The following is a 14,582-nucleotide window of genomic DNA, read 5'->3' as shown; positions in this document are numbered from 1 at the left end:
TTTCACCTGCGCCCGAAAACAGCGGATCGCCCGGGCCCGAACCAGGAGAAAAGCCATGTCCAATGGACCTTTGTCTTCCCTCGATAGCCACAAAAAGGCTGCACGGCAGCTTAAAAAGGCACATGCCAAAGGTGATGCCGATGCACGTGCGCGTGTTGCCGCGCACGTTGATCCGAAAAAAGCACTTCGGCACGCAGATTTTCTGCACGTAATCGCCTGCGAAGCGGGTCAAGACAGCTGGCCGAAGTTGAAATTTGTGCTGGAAAGCGCCGCGATGAGCAGGGCTGAAAAAGCTGAGCGGCTCAAAATGGCGCTCTATTTCGGTCAGCATTGGATTACCGAAAAACTGCTCCAGGATACCCCTGATCTCAAAGACGAAAACTTTGGACTGCAAATTGCGCTCTACGATCTGGCGTCTGTGCGCAGCGCGATAGAGGTCGATCCGGATGCCGCAACCCGCATTGTTGGCATTCGCTCGCCTTTGTTGCATCTCGCTTTTTCAAAGGAAATCCATCGCAGTCCGGAGAAATTGAGGGACATGATGTCCATCGCCGAACTGCTGGTCGCACATGGTGCGGATGTCGATGATCGGTATCCGGCGCAACCCGGCCAGGAGCACAAGCTGTCGGCACTGTATGGTGCGATGTGTCATGCCGATAATTTCGAGCTTGGAAGATGGCTCCTGGACCGTGGAGCTGACCCGAATGATGACGAGAGCCTCTACCATAGCACCGAGCTTGGTCAGACACGGGCACTGTCGTTGCTGTTGAAACACGGTGCCAAACCAAACGGAACAAATGCTTTGCCGCGCGCCCTGGACACAGAGAATGTGGATATGGTGCGTCTTTTGCTGGAGGCGGGCGCCAACCCGAATTTGTCCGTGCCGGATCATCCGAGCGGTGAACCGATGGACACCATTCCATCCCTTCATCAGGCGGTTCGGCGTGGACGGTCGGTTGCGGTGATTGAATTGCTTCTTGAGTTCGGAGCTGATCCGTCGGCGATTTGGAAGGGGCATACGCCCTATGGTCTTGCGCGCATCTACGGGAACCGCGCAGCTGCCAGATATCTGGAATCTCGGGATCATGCGCCCGAACTGTCGGCAAACGAGCAAGTTTTGGCCAAGTGCGCAGACGGGGTGCCTGAACCTGGCAAGCTGCGTGTTCAAGACCTCAATGACGAGGACAGATGCCTTTTGACCAATCTCGTTGGTGAGCCTGGAAGGCTTGACCACGCGAAGGCGCTGGTGAAAGCAGGGCTTGACCCGGACATGATCGACGGCATGGGAATGTCGCCGCTTCATATTGCCGGTTGGAACGGTCTGGTTCCTGAAACCACGTTTTTCCTGTCCTTCAAACCGGATCTGGACAGGACAAACGGATATGGAGGTGATGCACTTGATACGGTGCTACATGGATCGGAATTCGCACCACAAAGGCCGGAAGCCGACCACATCATGTGCGCAAAGTTGCTGCTTGAAGCGGGCAGTATCCTGCACCCCAAGTTTCTGACCAATTGCGGCAACGAGGAGATGGCGCAGTTCCTTGAGGACTGGAGCGCAGAGGCTCAGAGCTGACCTCAGGGCAGATGGTGCTCACTTGGCGGTCAGCCAAGAGATGGAACAGGTATCTGAAGCCAACAAAACCTGTTGCAATTGCCAAGCACATGTTCTGGAAACTTGGCAATTGCACTGCTACGAGTCACAGTTATTCAAACCGATTGAATGAAGTGGAGTAATACCGATGGAAGGTGCAATGGACCAGATGGGCGTCTACATGCCGCTCATCATAAATGCGGCAAAAGCCCTAATTGTCCTGATTATCGGCTGGTTCCTGGCTGGTTTCCTGGCAGGCATTGTCAGAAAACGGATCGTCAGTCACCCGCAGATCGACGATACGATTGGCGGATTTGCGGCTTCCATCGTTCGCTGGTTGGTGCTTCTGGTCACTGTCATTGCGATCCTTCAGCTGTTCGGCATTGAGGCAACGAGCCTTGTTGCGGTTCTCGGTGCAGGTACCCTGGCTGTCGGTCTGGCCTTGCAGGGAACCCTCAGCGACATCGCAGCCGGTGTCATGCTGATTATTTTCCGGCCTTACAAGATCGGTCAGTTCGTCGACGTTGGTGGCACATCCGGAACGGTGAAAGACCTCAATATTTTTGTCACCGAACTGGTAACACCAGACAATGTGCAGATCATCATGCCCAATGGTAAGGCCTGGGGCGCGGTGATAACCAACTTTTCTGCACACGACACACGGCGTCTCGATCTGACTTTCGGCATCGACTACGGCGATGATGCAGACAAGGCCACGCAAATCATTCTGGATGTCGCGAACGCTGACGATCGTGTGTTGAAGGACCCTGAGGCCTGGGTGCGGGTCACCAATCTCGGCGACAGTTCAGTGGATCTGGGCGTGCGTCTGTGGTGCAACGCGGGCGACTATTGGGAGCTCAAGTTCCACATGCTTAAAACGGTGAAGGAAGCCTTCGACGCTGGCGGTATCTCCATTCCGTATCCGCATGCGGTTGAAATCCAGAAGGCCGGTTGATCCGGAAAAACCGGTCCGACTTGAAGGAGATCGCATCACCCGGATGCGGTCTCCTTTTTTATTGCCTGATCGGATGTCTCAGGCTCTGAAGTTTCTGAGCGCCCTTCAGCGTCAGTGATCTTTTCTTCCGAGGGCTCGATAGCTGGTTCTTCAGCGGCCGTAGCATCATTTGCTGGCTCCGGTGCAGCCGCCTTGCTGCTCTCGGTCAATTCAGGGGCGGTATCACTGGATTCTGCATTGACCTTGTCAGCGTGCTCCGGTTCCGAACCGGCCGGTTCGGGCTGTTCTGTTGCCGGGGCTTGCTCGTCATTTGCCGGCTCAGTGTCCGGATCGTCTTTGGTGAAGACTGGAAACACCGGATCTTCCACGTCATGCTCGGGCTCATCGATGTTCATGAGCTGACGCTCCTGCGCAAGGCTGACCACGTGATCGCGCAGATCCGGGTGCTGTTCCATCAATGCCTTGAAATCGTGAGCCTTCAGATAGAGAAGCTGGCAATAGCCAAGTGCAAAAACATCTGCGCTGCGGCGGCCACCTGTCATGAGCGCAATTTCACCGAAAACATCACCACGTCCCAGACGCACATTGTGTGTCGGTGCTTGCACTTCCACGGCACCGGAGGCAATGAAATAGGCGGCGTCACCCCGGTCGCCTTTCTTGATCAGTTTTTCTCCAGGCGTTGCAAACTGAGGCCGCATCATGCGCCGGATCGCCTTTTGCCGCTTGCGCGGAAGGTCTGCGAACAGCGGATGCGCACTGACAAGTTCCCGGGTCTTCAGCCCAAGGTCGAGCTTCGGTCGAGTGTGGCTGGATCGGCGGGACCGTTCCACATCACGGAGCAGGTTTCGATGAAGTTCCGTACCGATCAGCATCTGGTCGCGGGCGTTGTCGAATGCGGTCTCTTCCAAACGGACACCGGCCTTGCGCAGGAACTGATCTTCCAGGGCGTCGGCATAGTCCGGGTATTGAAGACGCAATGCATCGATTGCCTGCATGGTCTCGTCCTGACGAATAGCCAGCGTGTCCTGCAAGATGTCTGCAACACGTTCGCCAAGCAGCGGCCGGATATGCAGATTGTTGAAGTCGATCAACTCGTCCGCAAGGATGCGGTAAACCAGCAGGAACTCGAATCGGTCTGCCAGCCGGTTTGCCAGTGGTCTCGCAATGCGCAGCCGTCGTTGAAGCATCTGCGCAATTCGAAACCCGAAGCCAAATTTCAAAGGCTTGCGAACCGCTTTGTTGTATCCCGAGCGACCGTCGCTTCGGGTCAGGTCACCAACGCGCCCGGTCAATGTCAGAAAGCGCGAAACCGACCGGCCTGAAATTGTCTTTTCATGAAAATGTTGAAGTACAAGCTGCTGTTCCCGGTCTGCCAAAGCAATCAGCCCGATGCGTACACGATCCCAGTCGCTGAGTTCTTCAAGCTTGTTGGTCTCGGCTGCAGCTGCCGCAGCACGTTCCTCATAGTCCTGGAGGACCTTTTTGGTAACACGCGGCTCAATATGATAGCTCTCCGCTGCATCTTCGATTTCCTGACGCACATCGGAGAGTGACAGCGCCAGGAACTGTGTTCTGACCGCTTCATCAAGTGCATTCAATCTGTTGAGACCGAGCAGACGGATCAGCGGCTTCAAGCTCGTTCCATAGACCAACAGAGTGAAAAGAACAAAGCCGGTCGCCAGCTTCGTAATGAATGTGGAAACGTCCTCACCCAGCCCCGTATGTTCTGAGACGCTGAGTGCGAGCGTCAGGGTGACTGCGCCGCGCATGCCGCCCCAAAGCATCACCGTCTTGTAGCGGTTGTTCACAGATTGCCCGGCTCGCAGTTTGCTCAAGACCGGTAAGAGGCCGAAGATCACCACCGCACGCGCCGCAAATGCTGCAAGCACAACAACCACCAGAAGCAGGATGTCGATGGGCGTGAAGCCCTCGACAAATCGCGGAATCAGAATTGCGGACAACAGGAAGATGAGAGATGCAGCCCAGAACGCGATTTGTTCCCAGACTGAATGCAGGAACCGCCAGTTCGCAGGTTGAATGCGTGCAGGACCATAAAGATTGAACACCGTTCCTGCACAGACGACGGCAACGACCGCCGATACATCGGCGAACTGGTCGCTGAGCACATAGGTTCCATATGGCAAGGCAAGGCTGAGCGTAACCTGGGCCAGAGGCAGATCACGCATAAGCGGCAGCAAGGCGACCGCTATTCGTGCGAGCACGGTTCCGACGACAATGCCGCCAATGAAGGACCTGACAAAGGCGATGAACGCCTCGTTTGCCGACATGGACTGACTGCCGGTTAGAATGTCCAGAATGATGACGAAGATTACGATGGCCGCAGCATCGTTCAGCAGGCTTTCGCCCTCAACAATCCTGCCAAGTCTGGGTGGCGCGCCAATGTCCCTGAAAATGGCGACAACCGCGACCGGGTCTGTCGTTGCAACGATAGCTCCCAGCAACAGGCAGGCGAGCAGGGAAACACCTGCAATATTGGCCAGGCTGGTCAGGGGATACAACGCGAAACCTATAAAGGCCGTTGCCACAAAAACCGCGACAATGGCCATGACCAGAATGGGTCCGATATCTTCGAACATGCGCCGCACGTCCAGCGTCAGCGCCGTCTGAAAAAGCAAAATAGGCAGGAATATATAGAGGATCATCTCCGAGTTCAGCGGCGGATCGACAAACACTGCCGCGATTTCGTTGAGTGCATCCGTGTGCGACGTATAAAGCAGATAGGTTGCCAGGATACCGATCAGCGTTCCGACCATGGCAAGAAGCACACTGGGCGCAAGTCCAAGGCGCCGTGCTATCGGTTGAAGCACGGAAATCGTAATCAATAGCAGCGCAAAAACGCCTGTAATCAGTGGTGTATCCATTACGGCAATGTGCCCCGCGAATGCGGCAATTTCAAATAACCGGTCGAATTAATTTATGAATTTCAGTTAAGGTGACGACGCGCGCGCAGCTTTTCGCTCCGACAGCCCAATGCCACCGAGGACGAGCACCAGCGCCAGGCCGTGGTGCCATTCAAAGGGCTCGTTCAGGATCGAAACCGCCAACACGGCGGCAAAAATCGGGACCAGGTTGATAAAGACACCGGCACGGGCCGGGCCGATCAGCTCAACACCACGCATGAAGAAGATCTGCGACAGGCATGAGGGAAAGACGGCGATATAAAGCACGACCAGCCATCCCTTGGTGGTGGGCCACTGCACGGTACTTGCACTGATTTCGTAAAGCAGGCCCGGCACTGAGGTGACAACGGCAATGCCGGACAGAATTGCGAAGAACACAAGTCCGGAAACCTGCGGCCTGTTTCTGAGGGCCAGGGTGTATCCGGAGTAAAGAACACAAGCGATGAACATGACGCCGTCACCAGGATTGACGGCAAGTGCCAGCAATGTCTCCAGTTTACCTTGTGCGGCAATCAAGGTAACGCCTGCCAGGGTCAACAGGATCCCGCACACTTGCAACACCCGAACCTTTGCTCCAAAGGCGATCACGGAACCGATCAACACCAATATGGGCATGGAGCCCTGGATGATGCCGAGATTGACTGCTGTCGTCTGACCCGCAGCGATATAGAACAGCGAATTGAAGGCAACAAAGCCAAGAGCTGCCATCAGCACCATGCGCGGAAAGAAAAAAGGTTTGATGACCGGCCAGTCTGCCCGGATGCGCGGCCAGAGCAGAGGCAGCATGATGGACGCGACAATCACCCAACGCAGAAACACAACCACCATCGGAGATACTTCGCCGACTGCAAGACGGCCAGCGACCGTGTTTCCACCCCAGAACAGTGTGGTCAGGCCGAGCATGACAATGGCATTGCCGAATGTCAGGTCGCCAAATCGTTTTGCCAGAGCGCGCATGAGATCCTGTCGGGAGTGAGCTGGAAAGCGAGAGGTAGCGGATCGAAGGACGTTGCGAAAGCATAATATCCTCGAATGCAGTTCTATATTTTTGGAGATAATGAATTGGATTGTTTCCAAAAAAGAAAAAGTGATGCTTGAAGGACGACAATTGACGATTGCGGGCTTTGACCCCAAAACACTGGGTAAAGCAAAACAAGCACGTTCTGAGTGGAGAATACCAATGACAGGCCGGATCGATGTCCACGGGTTGAAAGTTGCCCAGGTTCTATATGACTTTGTCAATGAAAAAGCCTTGCCGGACAGCGGTGTCGAACAGGAGCATTTCTGGAAAAGCCTGTCCGCACTGATCCATGATCTGGCGCCAAAGAACAAGGCATTGCTGGCAAGGCGTGATGAGCTGCAGGCAAAAATCGATACCTGGCACAAGGCCAATTCCGGAACCCCGGATATGCCTGCATACAAGGCTTTTTTGACTGAAACCGGCTATCTGGTGCCCGAAGGACCGGATTTTGAAGTCGGTACACAGAATGTCGATCCGGAAATTGGCGAGGTTGCCGGGCCCCAGCTCGTGGTTCCGGTCATGAATGCACGTTACGCACTGAATGCCGCCAACGCGCGCTGGGGGTCGCTCTATGATGCTCTTTATGGCACCGATGCCATGGGGTCGCGCCCGCAGCCGGGTGGATTTGATGCCGCGCGTGGTGCAGACGTCATTGCTTATGCCCGCCGCGTTCTGGACGAGACTGCACCACTTCTGTCCGGCAGCTGGTCAGACATCACCGGGCTAGCTGTGAAAGACGAAAATCTGGTGATCTCGGTCGATGGCGGTTCCACGGGACTTGCAGATAGGTCCCAGTTCGCAGGTTTCGCCGGCGATCCAGCAGACCCCTACAAGGTTCTGCTGGTTAAGAACGGTCTTCACCTCGAAATCAATGTCGACAGTCAGCATCCGATCGGCAAAACCGACAAGGCGCGCATTTCGGACGTTGTCCTGGAATCCGCCATGTCGACGATCATGGACTGTGAAGACTCTGTCGCTGCTGTTGACGCTGAGGACAAGGTTGTCGTCTACACCAACTGGCTTGGCCTGATGAAGGGAGATCTTCAGGAGACCTTTGAAAAGGGTGGTGAAACGGTGACGCGGCGCCTGCATGGCGACCGGAACTATACAGCGCCGGATGGCAGCGCCCTGAAGCTACATGGCCGTTCTCTGCTGCTGATCCGCAATGTCGGTCACTTGATGACGATTGACGCTGTTCTTGACGAGCACGGAAATGAGGTTCCAGAGGGTCTGCTGGACGGCATGATCACGTCTTTGATCGCGCTGCATGACATTGGCCCCAACGGCGGCGGAACCAACAGCCGTGCAGGTTCTGTCTATATCGTAAAGCCCAAGATGCACGGACCTGAAGAAGTGGCTTTCGCGTCGGAGATATTCAACCGCGTGGAGGATGCACTCGGTCTTGAGCGAAACACGCTCAAGATGGGCATCATGGACGAAGAACGGCGCACGACGGTTAATCTAAAGGAGTGCATCCGGCAGGCAAAAGACCGTGTCTTTTTCATCAACACAGGTTTTCTGGATCGAACCGGTGATGAAATGCACACATCCATGGAAGCCGGTCCAATGATCCGCAAGGGCGACATGAAAGCAGCCACTTGGATTGCAGCCTACGAGAACAATAATGTTGATGTCGGACTTGCCTGTGGTTTGCCGGGGCACGCTCAAATCGGCAAGGGCATGTGGGCCATGCCTGATCTGATGAACGCGATGCTGGAGCAAAAGATCGGACACCCGGTGTCAGGCGCGAATACGGCCTGGGTTCCTTCTCCGACTGCGGCAACACTGCATGCCATGCACTACTACAAGATTGCTGTTCAGGACCGGCAACAGGAATTGAAGACCCGGGATGCGGCCAAGCTGGAAGACATCCTGTCCATTCCCGTCGCCGAGCGGCCCAACTGGGCACCGGACGATATCCAGGCCGAGCTCGACAACAACGCGCAAGGCATTCTTGGATATGTCGTCCGCTGGGTAGAGCAGGGGGTTGGCTGTTCCAAGGTGCCGGACATCAACAATGTCGGCCTCATGGAAGACCGGGCCACATTGCGCATTTCCTCCCAGCACATCGCCAACTGGCTGCATCATGGTGTTGCCAGCAAGGAACAGGTTCTGGAGACCATGCAGCGTATGGCTGCGGTCGTTGATGGTCAAAATGCCGGCGACCCGCTCTATCGGCCGATGGCTGCTGACTATGAAGGCTCAGTTGCCTTCCAGGCGGCGTGCGAGCTGGTCTTTGAAGGCACCAAACAGCCCAACGGTTATACAGAGCCGGTCCTTCATCGCCGTCGGCTTGAGTTCAAGGCCAAGGCGGCCTGACACGCGAGCTTTGTTCAAGACGAGAAGATCGTGTGCGCGGTCCTACCGATGAGGAAAGGACTGCGCGCAAGACTATTTGCGTATGCCTGGGGGAGACAGCACTCCTAAAATCCCGCTTAGGGTTTTTCAACCTCTTGCTCTTTGCGTCCAGTCCCTTTGCAAGATATGCCGTCCTCAGCAGATTGGAGCTGTAAAAACCGATATCGCTCTAACCATCAGGTATTGAGCAGGTCTCAGGCTCATAGCCTGCAGCCAGAACGGCCAATGTCGGGTGCGGCGTAAGGACCGTAGCCTGCCGAGCGTCAAACGGCAGCGCGACGGCTGAGCCATACGCACCGGATTCAAATGGATAAAGCGAACGATTGAACACCAGGTGCGGTTGATCCCGATAGAGAACAAAAACGTAGTCGGGAAGGTCACGCAGCACGGCCTCGTGACGGATCTGAGTGCGTGCGCGTGTAACCCTGGCGGAATGCAAAGCCATATCGATTTCTTTGTGTCCGGATGAGCCGCCATGTGCTCTGGACCAGGCCTTGACCCAAGCGCGGTAGGCTTTTGGTCGGCAATAAGCGCAAGGCCGGTGACCAGCGGCAAGCGCGATCGCTTCATCAATGAAAAACAATGGCGTCCATCCACGCGCCGGCCTGGGTCCGTGATAACGACCGCGCGGATGAACGAGATCGCAAATGATCCAGTGCTTGTGTTTCCAGCGGCTTGTACCCAAGCGGCCCTGTGCATCAAGGTCAAGAATGCCGCGATTGCCGGTGAACGTTCCGCGGAAGGAAGCTGAAACGATTTCTCCTGTTGGCAGGACTCGATTTTGTAGTGGAGCGTGTGTCACTAGTGTTGGCCCATGATTGAAATGCGAAGACAGTGCCCGTCCCATCCGATCCGGTATGTTTTCCGCTGGCCAGGCACGTATCCCGACTTTGTCCTGACAGGGCTAAAATTACTAGTGAAGACGTACTTGTTCCCCTTTATCAATCCATCGAATCCAATCTGGACTTGGTTGGACTTGACAAGCGGACAAGTGTCCACTTAAGTAAGAGAAACAGATGACCCGAAGCGACGCGCAGGAAAATCGAGGCACAATACTTCAGGCATTTGCCAGTCTCTTGCGGCCGGGAAATGCCAAGCTTCCAACGATGTCGGACGTGGTCAGGCAAAGTGGTTTGGGAAGAGGGACAGTCTATCGCCACTTTCCGGAAATCGGAGATTTGATCTTTGCCCATTTGGACACGGGATATCGCGCCGTTTGTTCAAGTTATGAACCGGAATGGATCAAGGGAGATGCAGACGTTATCAGAGCGAAATGCGAAGCGTTCCTTCTGAGTTACTATAATTTCAATCGCGACAATCACAGCATTCTGGCAACGCCTGAATGTCTGATTTCCGAGGGCCGCCAGCTTGCGAAAACTGAACTTCGCAGAAAGATCTATGTCACGCTGACACGCATGTCGGAAACACCGTTGAAACCGATTGAGCTGAACAAATGGACGGACGTGATCGCCTGCTGCGTGGAAACGGAACACATCGGTTCGAGTTCAATTCTGGAAGCGCGACCGGATATTTCCGTCGGAATTGCAATGACACTTCTGGATGCCTGCCTGAAGTGAGCTGACGGCAATCTCATGATTGATTTTTTTTGAAGCCTGGCCGGTTGCCGGGGAGGAATTCTTTTGCCTTGCGGAGGTAGCATGAGACGCTGGATTTTCCTATTTTTCGCAGCTTTTGCACCGGTTTTGGGGGACACTGCCCAAGCTTGTGGGGCCGCAAGTGATTGCAGTTTGGAAACAGGTACCTATCGCTACGAAGCACCTGAAAACATCAGTGACCAATTGCCTGTTGTGGTCTATTTCCATGGCTACGGCAGCTCGGCAAAAAACACGATTGAGGTAGATCGCAATCTCGTCAACGCTGCGCTTGCACGCGGGTATGTGTTTCTGGCGCTGAACGGAATGACCCGCAGTTTTGAGGGGGCCAAGAACGGTTGGTCAGTGCACGACGGGCAAACCCCGCTGCGCAACGAAGCCGACTTTGCCCGCGCGGCGGTTCAGGACCTTGCCGGCAAACTGCCGTTGGATTTGAGCCGCGTTCTTCTGACAGGCTACTCAATGGGCGGTTCCGCCGTCCTGGACACGGCCTGCCATTCACCGCAGGGCTTTGCCGGATTTGTCGTTCTGAACGGTGCCATGTGGTCCCCACTTCCCAAAGCCTGCTCCGCACCCGTTCAACTTTTCCAGATCCATGCATTCTCAGACACCGTGATGCCACTTGAGGGCCTGAGCTACGGACCTGTCAGCACAGGTGATGTTTTCGCCGGGCTTAGGCTGGTGAGAGAGATTTCTGTTGAAAGCCATACGCCGGACGGATTTGCCGTCTCAAATGAGATGCGTTGCCGTTTCTGGCAGGACAGCGCGGTTCGCTTTTGCCTCTATGACGGTGACCACACCTGGCCGGTCGACTGGATGCAGACGGCTCTCGATTGGTTCGAGCAGCGGTCCGTCAAGCCGTGACTCATATCTCAATGGCTGCCCGCGCTGATCGTCAGATGTCTTTCAGATCACTACCCACCGTGCCACGAAATGTGAAAGCCTATTTTTTTCTGGCACCTGCGATCCTGGTATTTTCCGTTCTTGTTCTTTATCCCATCGCGCATTCGATCTGGATTTCGTTCTTCGACATGACAGGAGCGGATCTGTTCAGCGCATCGAACAAAGCTGAGTGGGTAGGTCTGGCAAACTACCTTGAGCTTCTTGGAGATCCCCGGTTCCATGTGTCTGTTCAAAATACGCTGCTCTGGTTTCTCCTCTTTATGCTGGCGCTTCCGGCTGGGCTTGGGATCGCTCTACTTGTCAATCAGACTGCTCCGGGAATTTGGTTCTACAGGTCGCTCTTCTTCTTTCCATTTGTCATCTCTCAAGTCGTTGTCGGCCTGATTTTCACCTGGTTTTACGACCCCCGTTTTGGATTGGTCGGCAAACTCTGGGAGTGGTTGGGAGCAACACCTCCTGCAATTCTGGGAGACCCGGATCTCGTCAATTTCGGCCTGATCGTAGCGGGTCTTTGGCCCCAGACGGCCTTTTGCGCCCTGATTTACCTGACCGGTCTTTGCAATCTGTCACAGGACCAGATCGAAGCGGCAAGACTGGACAACGCAAAGGGATGGAAACTGCTGCGTTACATTATTCTTCCGCAATTGCGTTCAGCAACGTTCATTGCGTTTCTTGTGACGGCCATAGGAGCCCTGCGATCTTACGATCTCATCGTCATCATGACAGATGGCGGACCTTACGGCTCATCACGGGTGCTTTCCTATTTCATGTATGAGCAGGCCCTGTCTGAATACGGAACCCGCCAGGGATATGGAGCCGCCATTGCCGTTGTGCTCTTTCTGCTGACCATGACCGTGCTCAGCATCTTCGTCTGGCGAACGCTCAAGTCAGAGGCGGAAGAATAGGCAATGTTTCCAAAACCCATCAAACAGGCGTCGCCTGTCTCACGGCTCGTCTACAATCTGCTTCTGCCTGTCTGCGTTATCGTCTGGTTGCTGCCGATACTCGCGGTGTTTGTGACCTCAATTCGCTCACAGGCCGATATCACACGCGGCAACATTATGGGCTGGCCATCGGAGATCCAGCTTATTCAGAACTATGGTGCTGTCCTGACTGAGTCTGATTTTGTCTCCCATTTCCTGAACACGATCAAAATCACTGTTCCTAGCGCGCTCTTGGCCGTCTGCATTGCCACTCTGGCGGGATATGCGCTTGCAATCCATCGGATCCGGATTGGTGCGACGGTGTTTTTGCTTTTTCTGGCTGGAAATTTTGTTCCGTTCCAAATCTTGCTTGTCCCGATCCGCAACCTTGCTCTCGAGACGGGGCTCTATGACACGGCGACCGGGCTTGTCTTGTTTCACGCCGCATTTCAAACCGGTTTCTGCACGCTGCTGGCTCGAAACTTCATCAAGGAACTTCCGTTCGAGTTGATCGAAACCGCAAGGCTGGACGGTGTTGGTGAAAGGCAGATTTTTTTGCGCATTGTGTTGCCATTGATCAAGCCGGTTCTGGCCGCAATGATGATCCTTGTCTTCACGTTTGTCTGGAATGATTTTTTCTGGGCGACGTCACTCACGCAGAGCAACGACACACGCCCGATCACGGCTGCAATTCAGTCCTTGAATGGACAGTTTGTCAGTCGTCATCATCTGGTTTCCGCCGCGTCGCTCCTGGCTGCTTTACCTCCGGTCATTTTGTTTTTTTTGATGCAAAAACACTTCACGGCCGGGCTTACGCTCGGCGCGAGCAAGGGATAGTGGGTTCCGACCATTGAAAGCGTGTTTCGAAGGTGGCTATCCAACTCCAAGGTGGTTGAGTGCTTCAAGTACGTTCGTTGTTGACTGTCTCGCACCCGACTGAAGGTACTCCATTGCCTTCAGTGCAGCTTCATGTGCCTCCAGTGAGGACCCGGCAACGCAATCTTCTATGACGCGACAGAAGTAGTCCGACTGGTGCCCATCTACGAATGTGTAGTGAATGCAAACGTCGGTCAGCCCTCCGCACAGCAGCAAAGTATCTACTTTCAACCCCCGGAGAAGGATTTCAAAGTCTGTTCCGAAAAAGGCCGAATATCGGCGCTTTGGAACGATATAATCGCCTTTTTGAAACCCCAATTCTTCTTTTGCGATATCCGTCCTTGGGTCACCTTCGAGACAGTGAATGTCCTCGTCTCCATCTAGTTCCCGCCCGAAATCAACCAGATCTGGCCGATGGACTTCCTGGACAAAGATCACTGGTACGTTCGCCAAGTGCGCTGCATCGATGACCTCTCGTGCAGCCAGCATGCGCTCCTTGTAGCCGGGCATATTGTCGATCGACCGAACCTCACTTGCATCGATAAATGTGCTTTTCTGAATATCGATGACGATCAGAGCCGGTTGGCCTTCAATTAGCTTGCGAGTTTGCTTTGCTGTGTTGACCATGGTTACCCCTCCAGAACGCTTGCCGCGTTACATCTCCTTGGATGCGCATTCGGCGAGAGTCGATGAAAACAATCACACATCGCCTTCCGTTGGAAAGACCATTCCAGAAAACGAAAACCACTTAGGGTAAGAAAGAACCAAGCCATGACAACTTTCCTTTTGGCAGGTCGTCCTGGCGCGCTCTGGAGATGCCGGGTCGTCCCGAAGAGCAATGGTTTTGGGTACCATTGATGGAAGGCAATTGGCAAATGGATTGGGGTTGATGAAGAAGAATTGCAACGACTTTTCAGGAAGTGAGAGATAGTCCAATGGTCGCGGACAGTTTTGATTATCGCGGCGGCAAGCCCGCCGATGCGGCCTCCTGCGCGCGGATCATTCGGGGCGGATCATTCGGGAATGGAGCGCCGACACTCCTTGGATGACAAAAGTGGATGACCTTGAGCCCATGACGGCCTATTGGCGTGAAAGGTTCGGGAAGGATTGTGTCTGGGTCGCGGAAATAGACGCGCACATTGTCGGATTTTGTGTTCGGGAGGAGGACAACATCGGTGCGCTCTACGTTGCAAGAGATGCGAGGCGGCTAGGTGTGGGAAAGAAGCTGCGGGATCTGGCAAAGGAAAATCGCGAATGGATCACCGTTTGGGCTTATGAATTGAATACGAGGGCGCGAAAGTTCTATCGCCGTGAGGGGCTTGTTGAAGTGTCCCGAGAGACCGAGCACTACGAGGATGGAGTGAGCCTCGTCGATATAGAACATCGCTGGATAAGACCATCTTCCCGATGAAGACCTT

Annotated in this window: 12 protein-coding genes; 8 read left to right on the top strand and 4 right to left on the bottom strand. The window is 54.5% G+C overall.

Annotated elements, in window-relative coordinates; genetic code table 11:
• Window positions 1-55: 55 nt before the first annotated feature.
• A complete protein-coding gene (locus FIV00_RS23250) occupies window positions 56-1,576 on the top strand; it encodes an ankyrin repeat domain-containing protein (protein WP_152502988.1) in 1,521 nt (506 codons plus the stop codon).
• Window positions 1,577-1,742: 166 nt separating this feature from the next.
• Window positions 1,743-2,549, top strand: coding sequence for a mechanosensitive ion channel family protein (locus FIV00_RS23245; protein ID WP_152502987.1), 807 nt, complete (start codon window positions 1,743-1,745; stop codon window positions 2,547-2,549).
• A gap of 35 nt (window positions 2,550-2,584) precedes the next feature.
• On the opposite strand, the gene FIV00_RS23240 is transcribed toward FIV00_RS23245, so the two are convergent.
• Both FIV00_RS23240 and FIV00_RS23235 read right to left on the bottom strand, forming a co-directional pair.
• A complete protein-coding gene (locus FIV00_RS23240) occupies window positions 2,585-5,431 on the bottom strand; it encodes a cation:proton antiporter (RefSeq protein ID WP_209006673.1) in 2,847 nt (948 codons plus the stop codon).
• 66 nt (window positions 5,432-5,497) lie between these two features.
• Complete coding sequence (locus FIV00_RS23235) at window positions 5,498-6,427, bottom strand: DMT family transporter (protein WP_173006117.1); 930 nt, start codon at window positions 6,425-6,427, stop codon at window positions 5,498-5,500.
• 223 nt (window positions 6,428-6,650) lie between these two features.
• Here FIV00_RS23235 and FIV00_RS23230 point away from each other — a divergent pair, with 223 nt between their 5' ends.
• Window positions 6,651-8,810 (top strand): malate synthase G, encoded by a 2,160-nt coding sequence (locus FIV00_RS23230; protein ID WP_152502986.1) that lies wholly within the window; start codon window positions 6,651-6,653, stop codon window positions 8,808-8,810.
• Between the two features lie 208 nt (window positions 8,811-9,018).
• On the opposite strand, the gene FIV00_RS23225 is transcribed toward FIV00_RS23230, so the two are convergent.
• Window positions 9,019-9,651 carry a hypothetical protein gene (locus FIV00_RS23225; protein ID WP_152502985.1) on the bottom strand — a complete coding sequence of 211 codons (633 nt, stop codon included), beginning with the start codon at window positions 9,649-9,651 and terminating at the stop codon, window positions 9,019-9,021.
• A gap of 214 nt (window positions 9,652-9,865) precedes the next feature.
• Here FIV00_RS23225 and FIV00_RS23220 point away from each other — a divergent pair, with 214 nt between their 5' ends.
• The 4 genes from FIV00_RS23220 to FIV00_RS23205 all read left to right on the top strand — a co-directional run bounded on the left by FIV00_RS23220 (window position 9,866) and on the right by FIV00_RS23205 (window position 13,125).
• A complete protein-coding gene (locus FIV00_RS23220; RefSeq protein WP_152502984.1) occupies window positions 9,866-10,426 on the top strand; it encodes a TetR/AcrR family transcriptional regulator in 561 nt (186 codons plus the stop codon).
• 81 nt (window positions 10,427-10,507) lie between these two features.
• Complete coding sequence (locus FIV00_RS23215; RefSeq protein ID WP_152502983.1) at window positions 10,508-11,326, top strand: PHB depolymerase family esterase; 819 nt, start codon at window positions 10,508-10,510, stop codon at window positions 11,324-11,326.
• 35 nt (window positions 11,327-11,361) lie between these two features.
• A complete protein-coding gene (locus FIV00_RS23210; RefSeq protein WP_152504401.1) occupies window positions 11,362-12,270 on the top strand; it encodes a carbohydrate ABC transporter permease in 909 nt (302 codons plus the stop codon).
• 3 nt (window positions 12,271-12,273) lie between these two features.
• Window positions 12,274-13,125, top strand: coding sequence for a carbohydrate ABC transporter permease (locus FIV00_RS23205; RefSeq protein ID WP_152502982.1), 852 nt, complete (start codon window positions 12,274-12,276; stop codon window positions 13,123-13,125).
• Window positions 13,126-13,161: 36 nt separating this feature from the next.
• Here FIV00_RS23205 and FIV00_RS23200 read toward each other — a convergent pair whose 3' ends face one another.
• Entirely contained in the window at window positions 13,162-13,791 is a 630-nt protein-coding gene (locus FIV00_RS23200; RefSeq protein ID WP_152502981.1) for a cysteine hydrolase, read from the bottom strand.
• Between the two features lie 427 nt (window positions 13,792-14,218).
• Between FIV00_RS23200 and FIV00_RS23195 the strand changes: the two genes are divergently transcribed.
• A complete protein-coding gene (locus FIV00_RS23195) occupies window positions 14,219-14,575 on the top strand; it encodes a GNAT family N-acetyltransferase (protein WP_209006672.1) in 357 nt (118 codons plus the stop codon).
• The last annotated feature ends 7 nt before the right edge of the window (window positions 14,576-14,582 follow it).

Source organism: Labrenzia sp. THAF82 (genome assembly GCF_009363435.1).
Lineage (GTDB): Bacteria > Pseudomonadota > Alphaproteobacteria > Rhizobiales > Stappiaceae > Roseibium > Roseibium porphyridii.
The sequence above is the reverse complement of the archived record's forward strand: the minus strand, read 5'-3'. Positions and strand labels throughout refer to the sequence as shown.

Excerpts from the sequence above, each read along its gene's own strand:
- FIV00_RS23250 (WP_152502988.1), top strand. The coding sequence starts at position 56 with ATGTCCAATGGACCTTTGTCTTCCCTCGATAGCCACAAAAAGGCTGCA.
- FIV00_RS23245 (WP_152502987.1), top strand. The coding sequence starts at position 1,743 with ATGGAAGGTGCAATGGACCAGATGGGCGTCTACATGCCGCTCATCATA.
- FIV00_RS23240 (WP_209006673.1), bottom strand. The coding sequence starts at position 5,431 with ATGGATACACCACTGATTACAGGCGTTTTTGCGCTGCTATTGATTACG.
- FIV00_RS23235 (WP_173006117.1), bottom strand. The coding sequence starts at position 6,427 with ATGCGCGCTCTGGCAAAACGATTTGGCGACCTGACATTCGGCAATGCC.
- FIV00_RS23230 (WP_152502986.1), top strand. The coding sequence starts at position 6,651 with ATGACAGGCCGGATCGATGTCCACGGGTTGAAAGTTGCCCAGGTTCTA.
- FIV00_RS23220 (WP_152502984.1), top strand. The coding sequence starts at position 9,866 with ATGACCCGAAGCGACGCGCAGGAAAATCGAGGCACAATACTTCAGGCA.
- FIV00_RS23215 (WP_152502983.1), top strand. The coding sequence starts at position 10,508 with ATGAGACGCTGGATTTTCCTATTTTTCGCAGCTTTTGCACCGGTTTTG.
- FIV00_RS23210 (WP_152504401.1), top strand. The coding sequence starts at position 11,362 with ATGTCTTTCAGATCACTACCCACCGTGCCACGAAATGTGAAAGCCTAT.
- FIV00_RS23205 (WP_152502982.1), top strand. The coding sequence starts at position 12,274 with ATGTTTCCAAAACCCATCAAACAGGCGTCGCCTGTCTCACGGCTCGTC.
- FIV00_RS23200 (WP_152502981.1), bottom strand. The coding sequence starts at position 13,791 with ATGGTCAACACAGCAAAGCAAACTCGCAAGCTAATTGAAGGCCAACCG.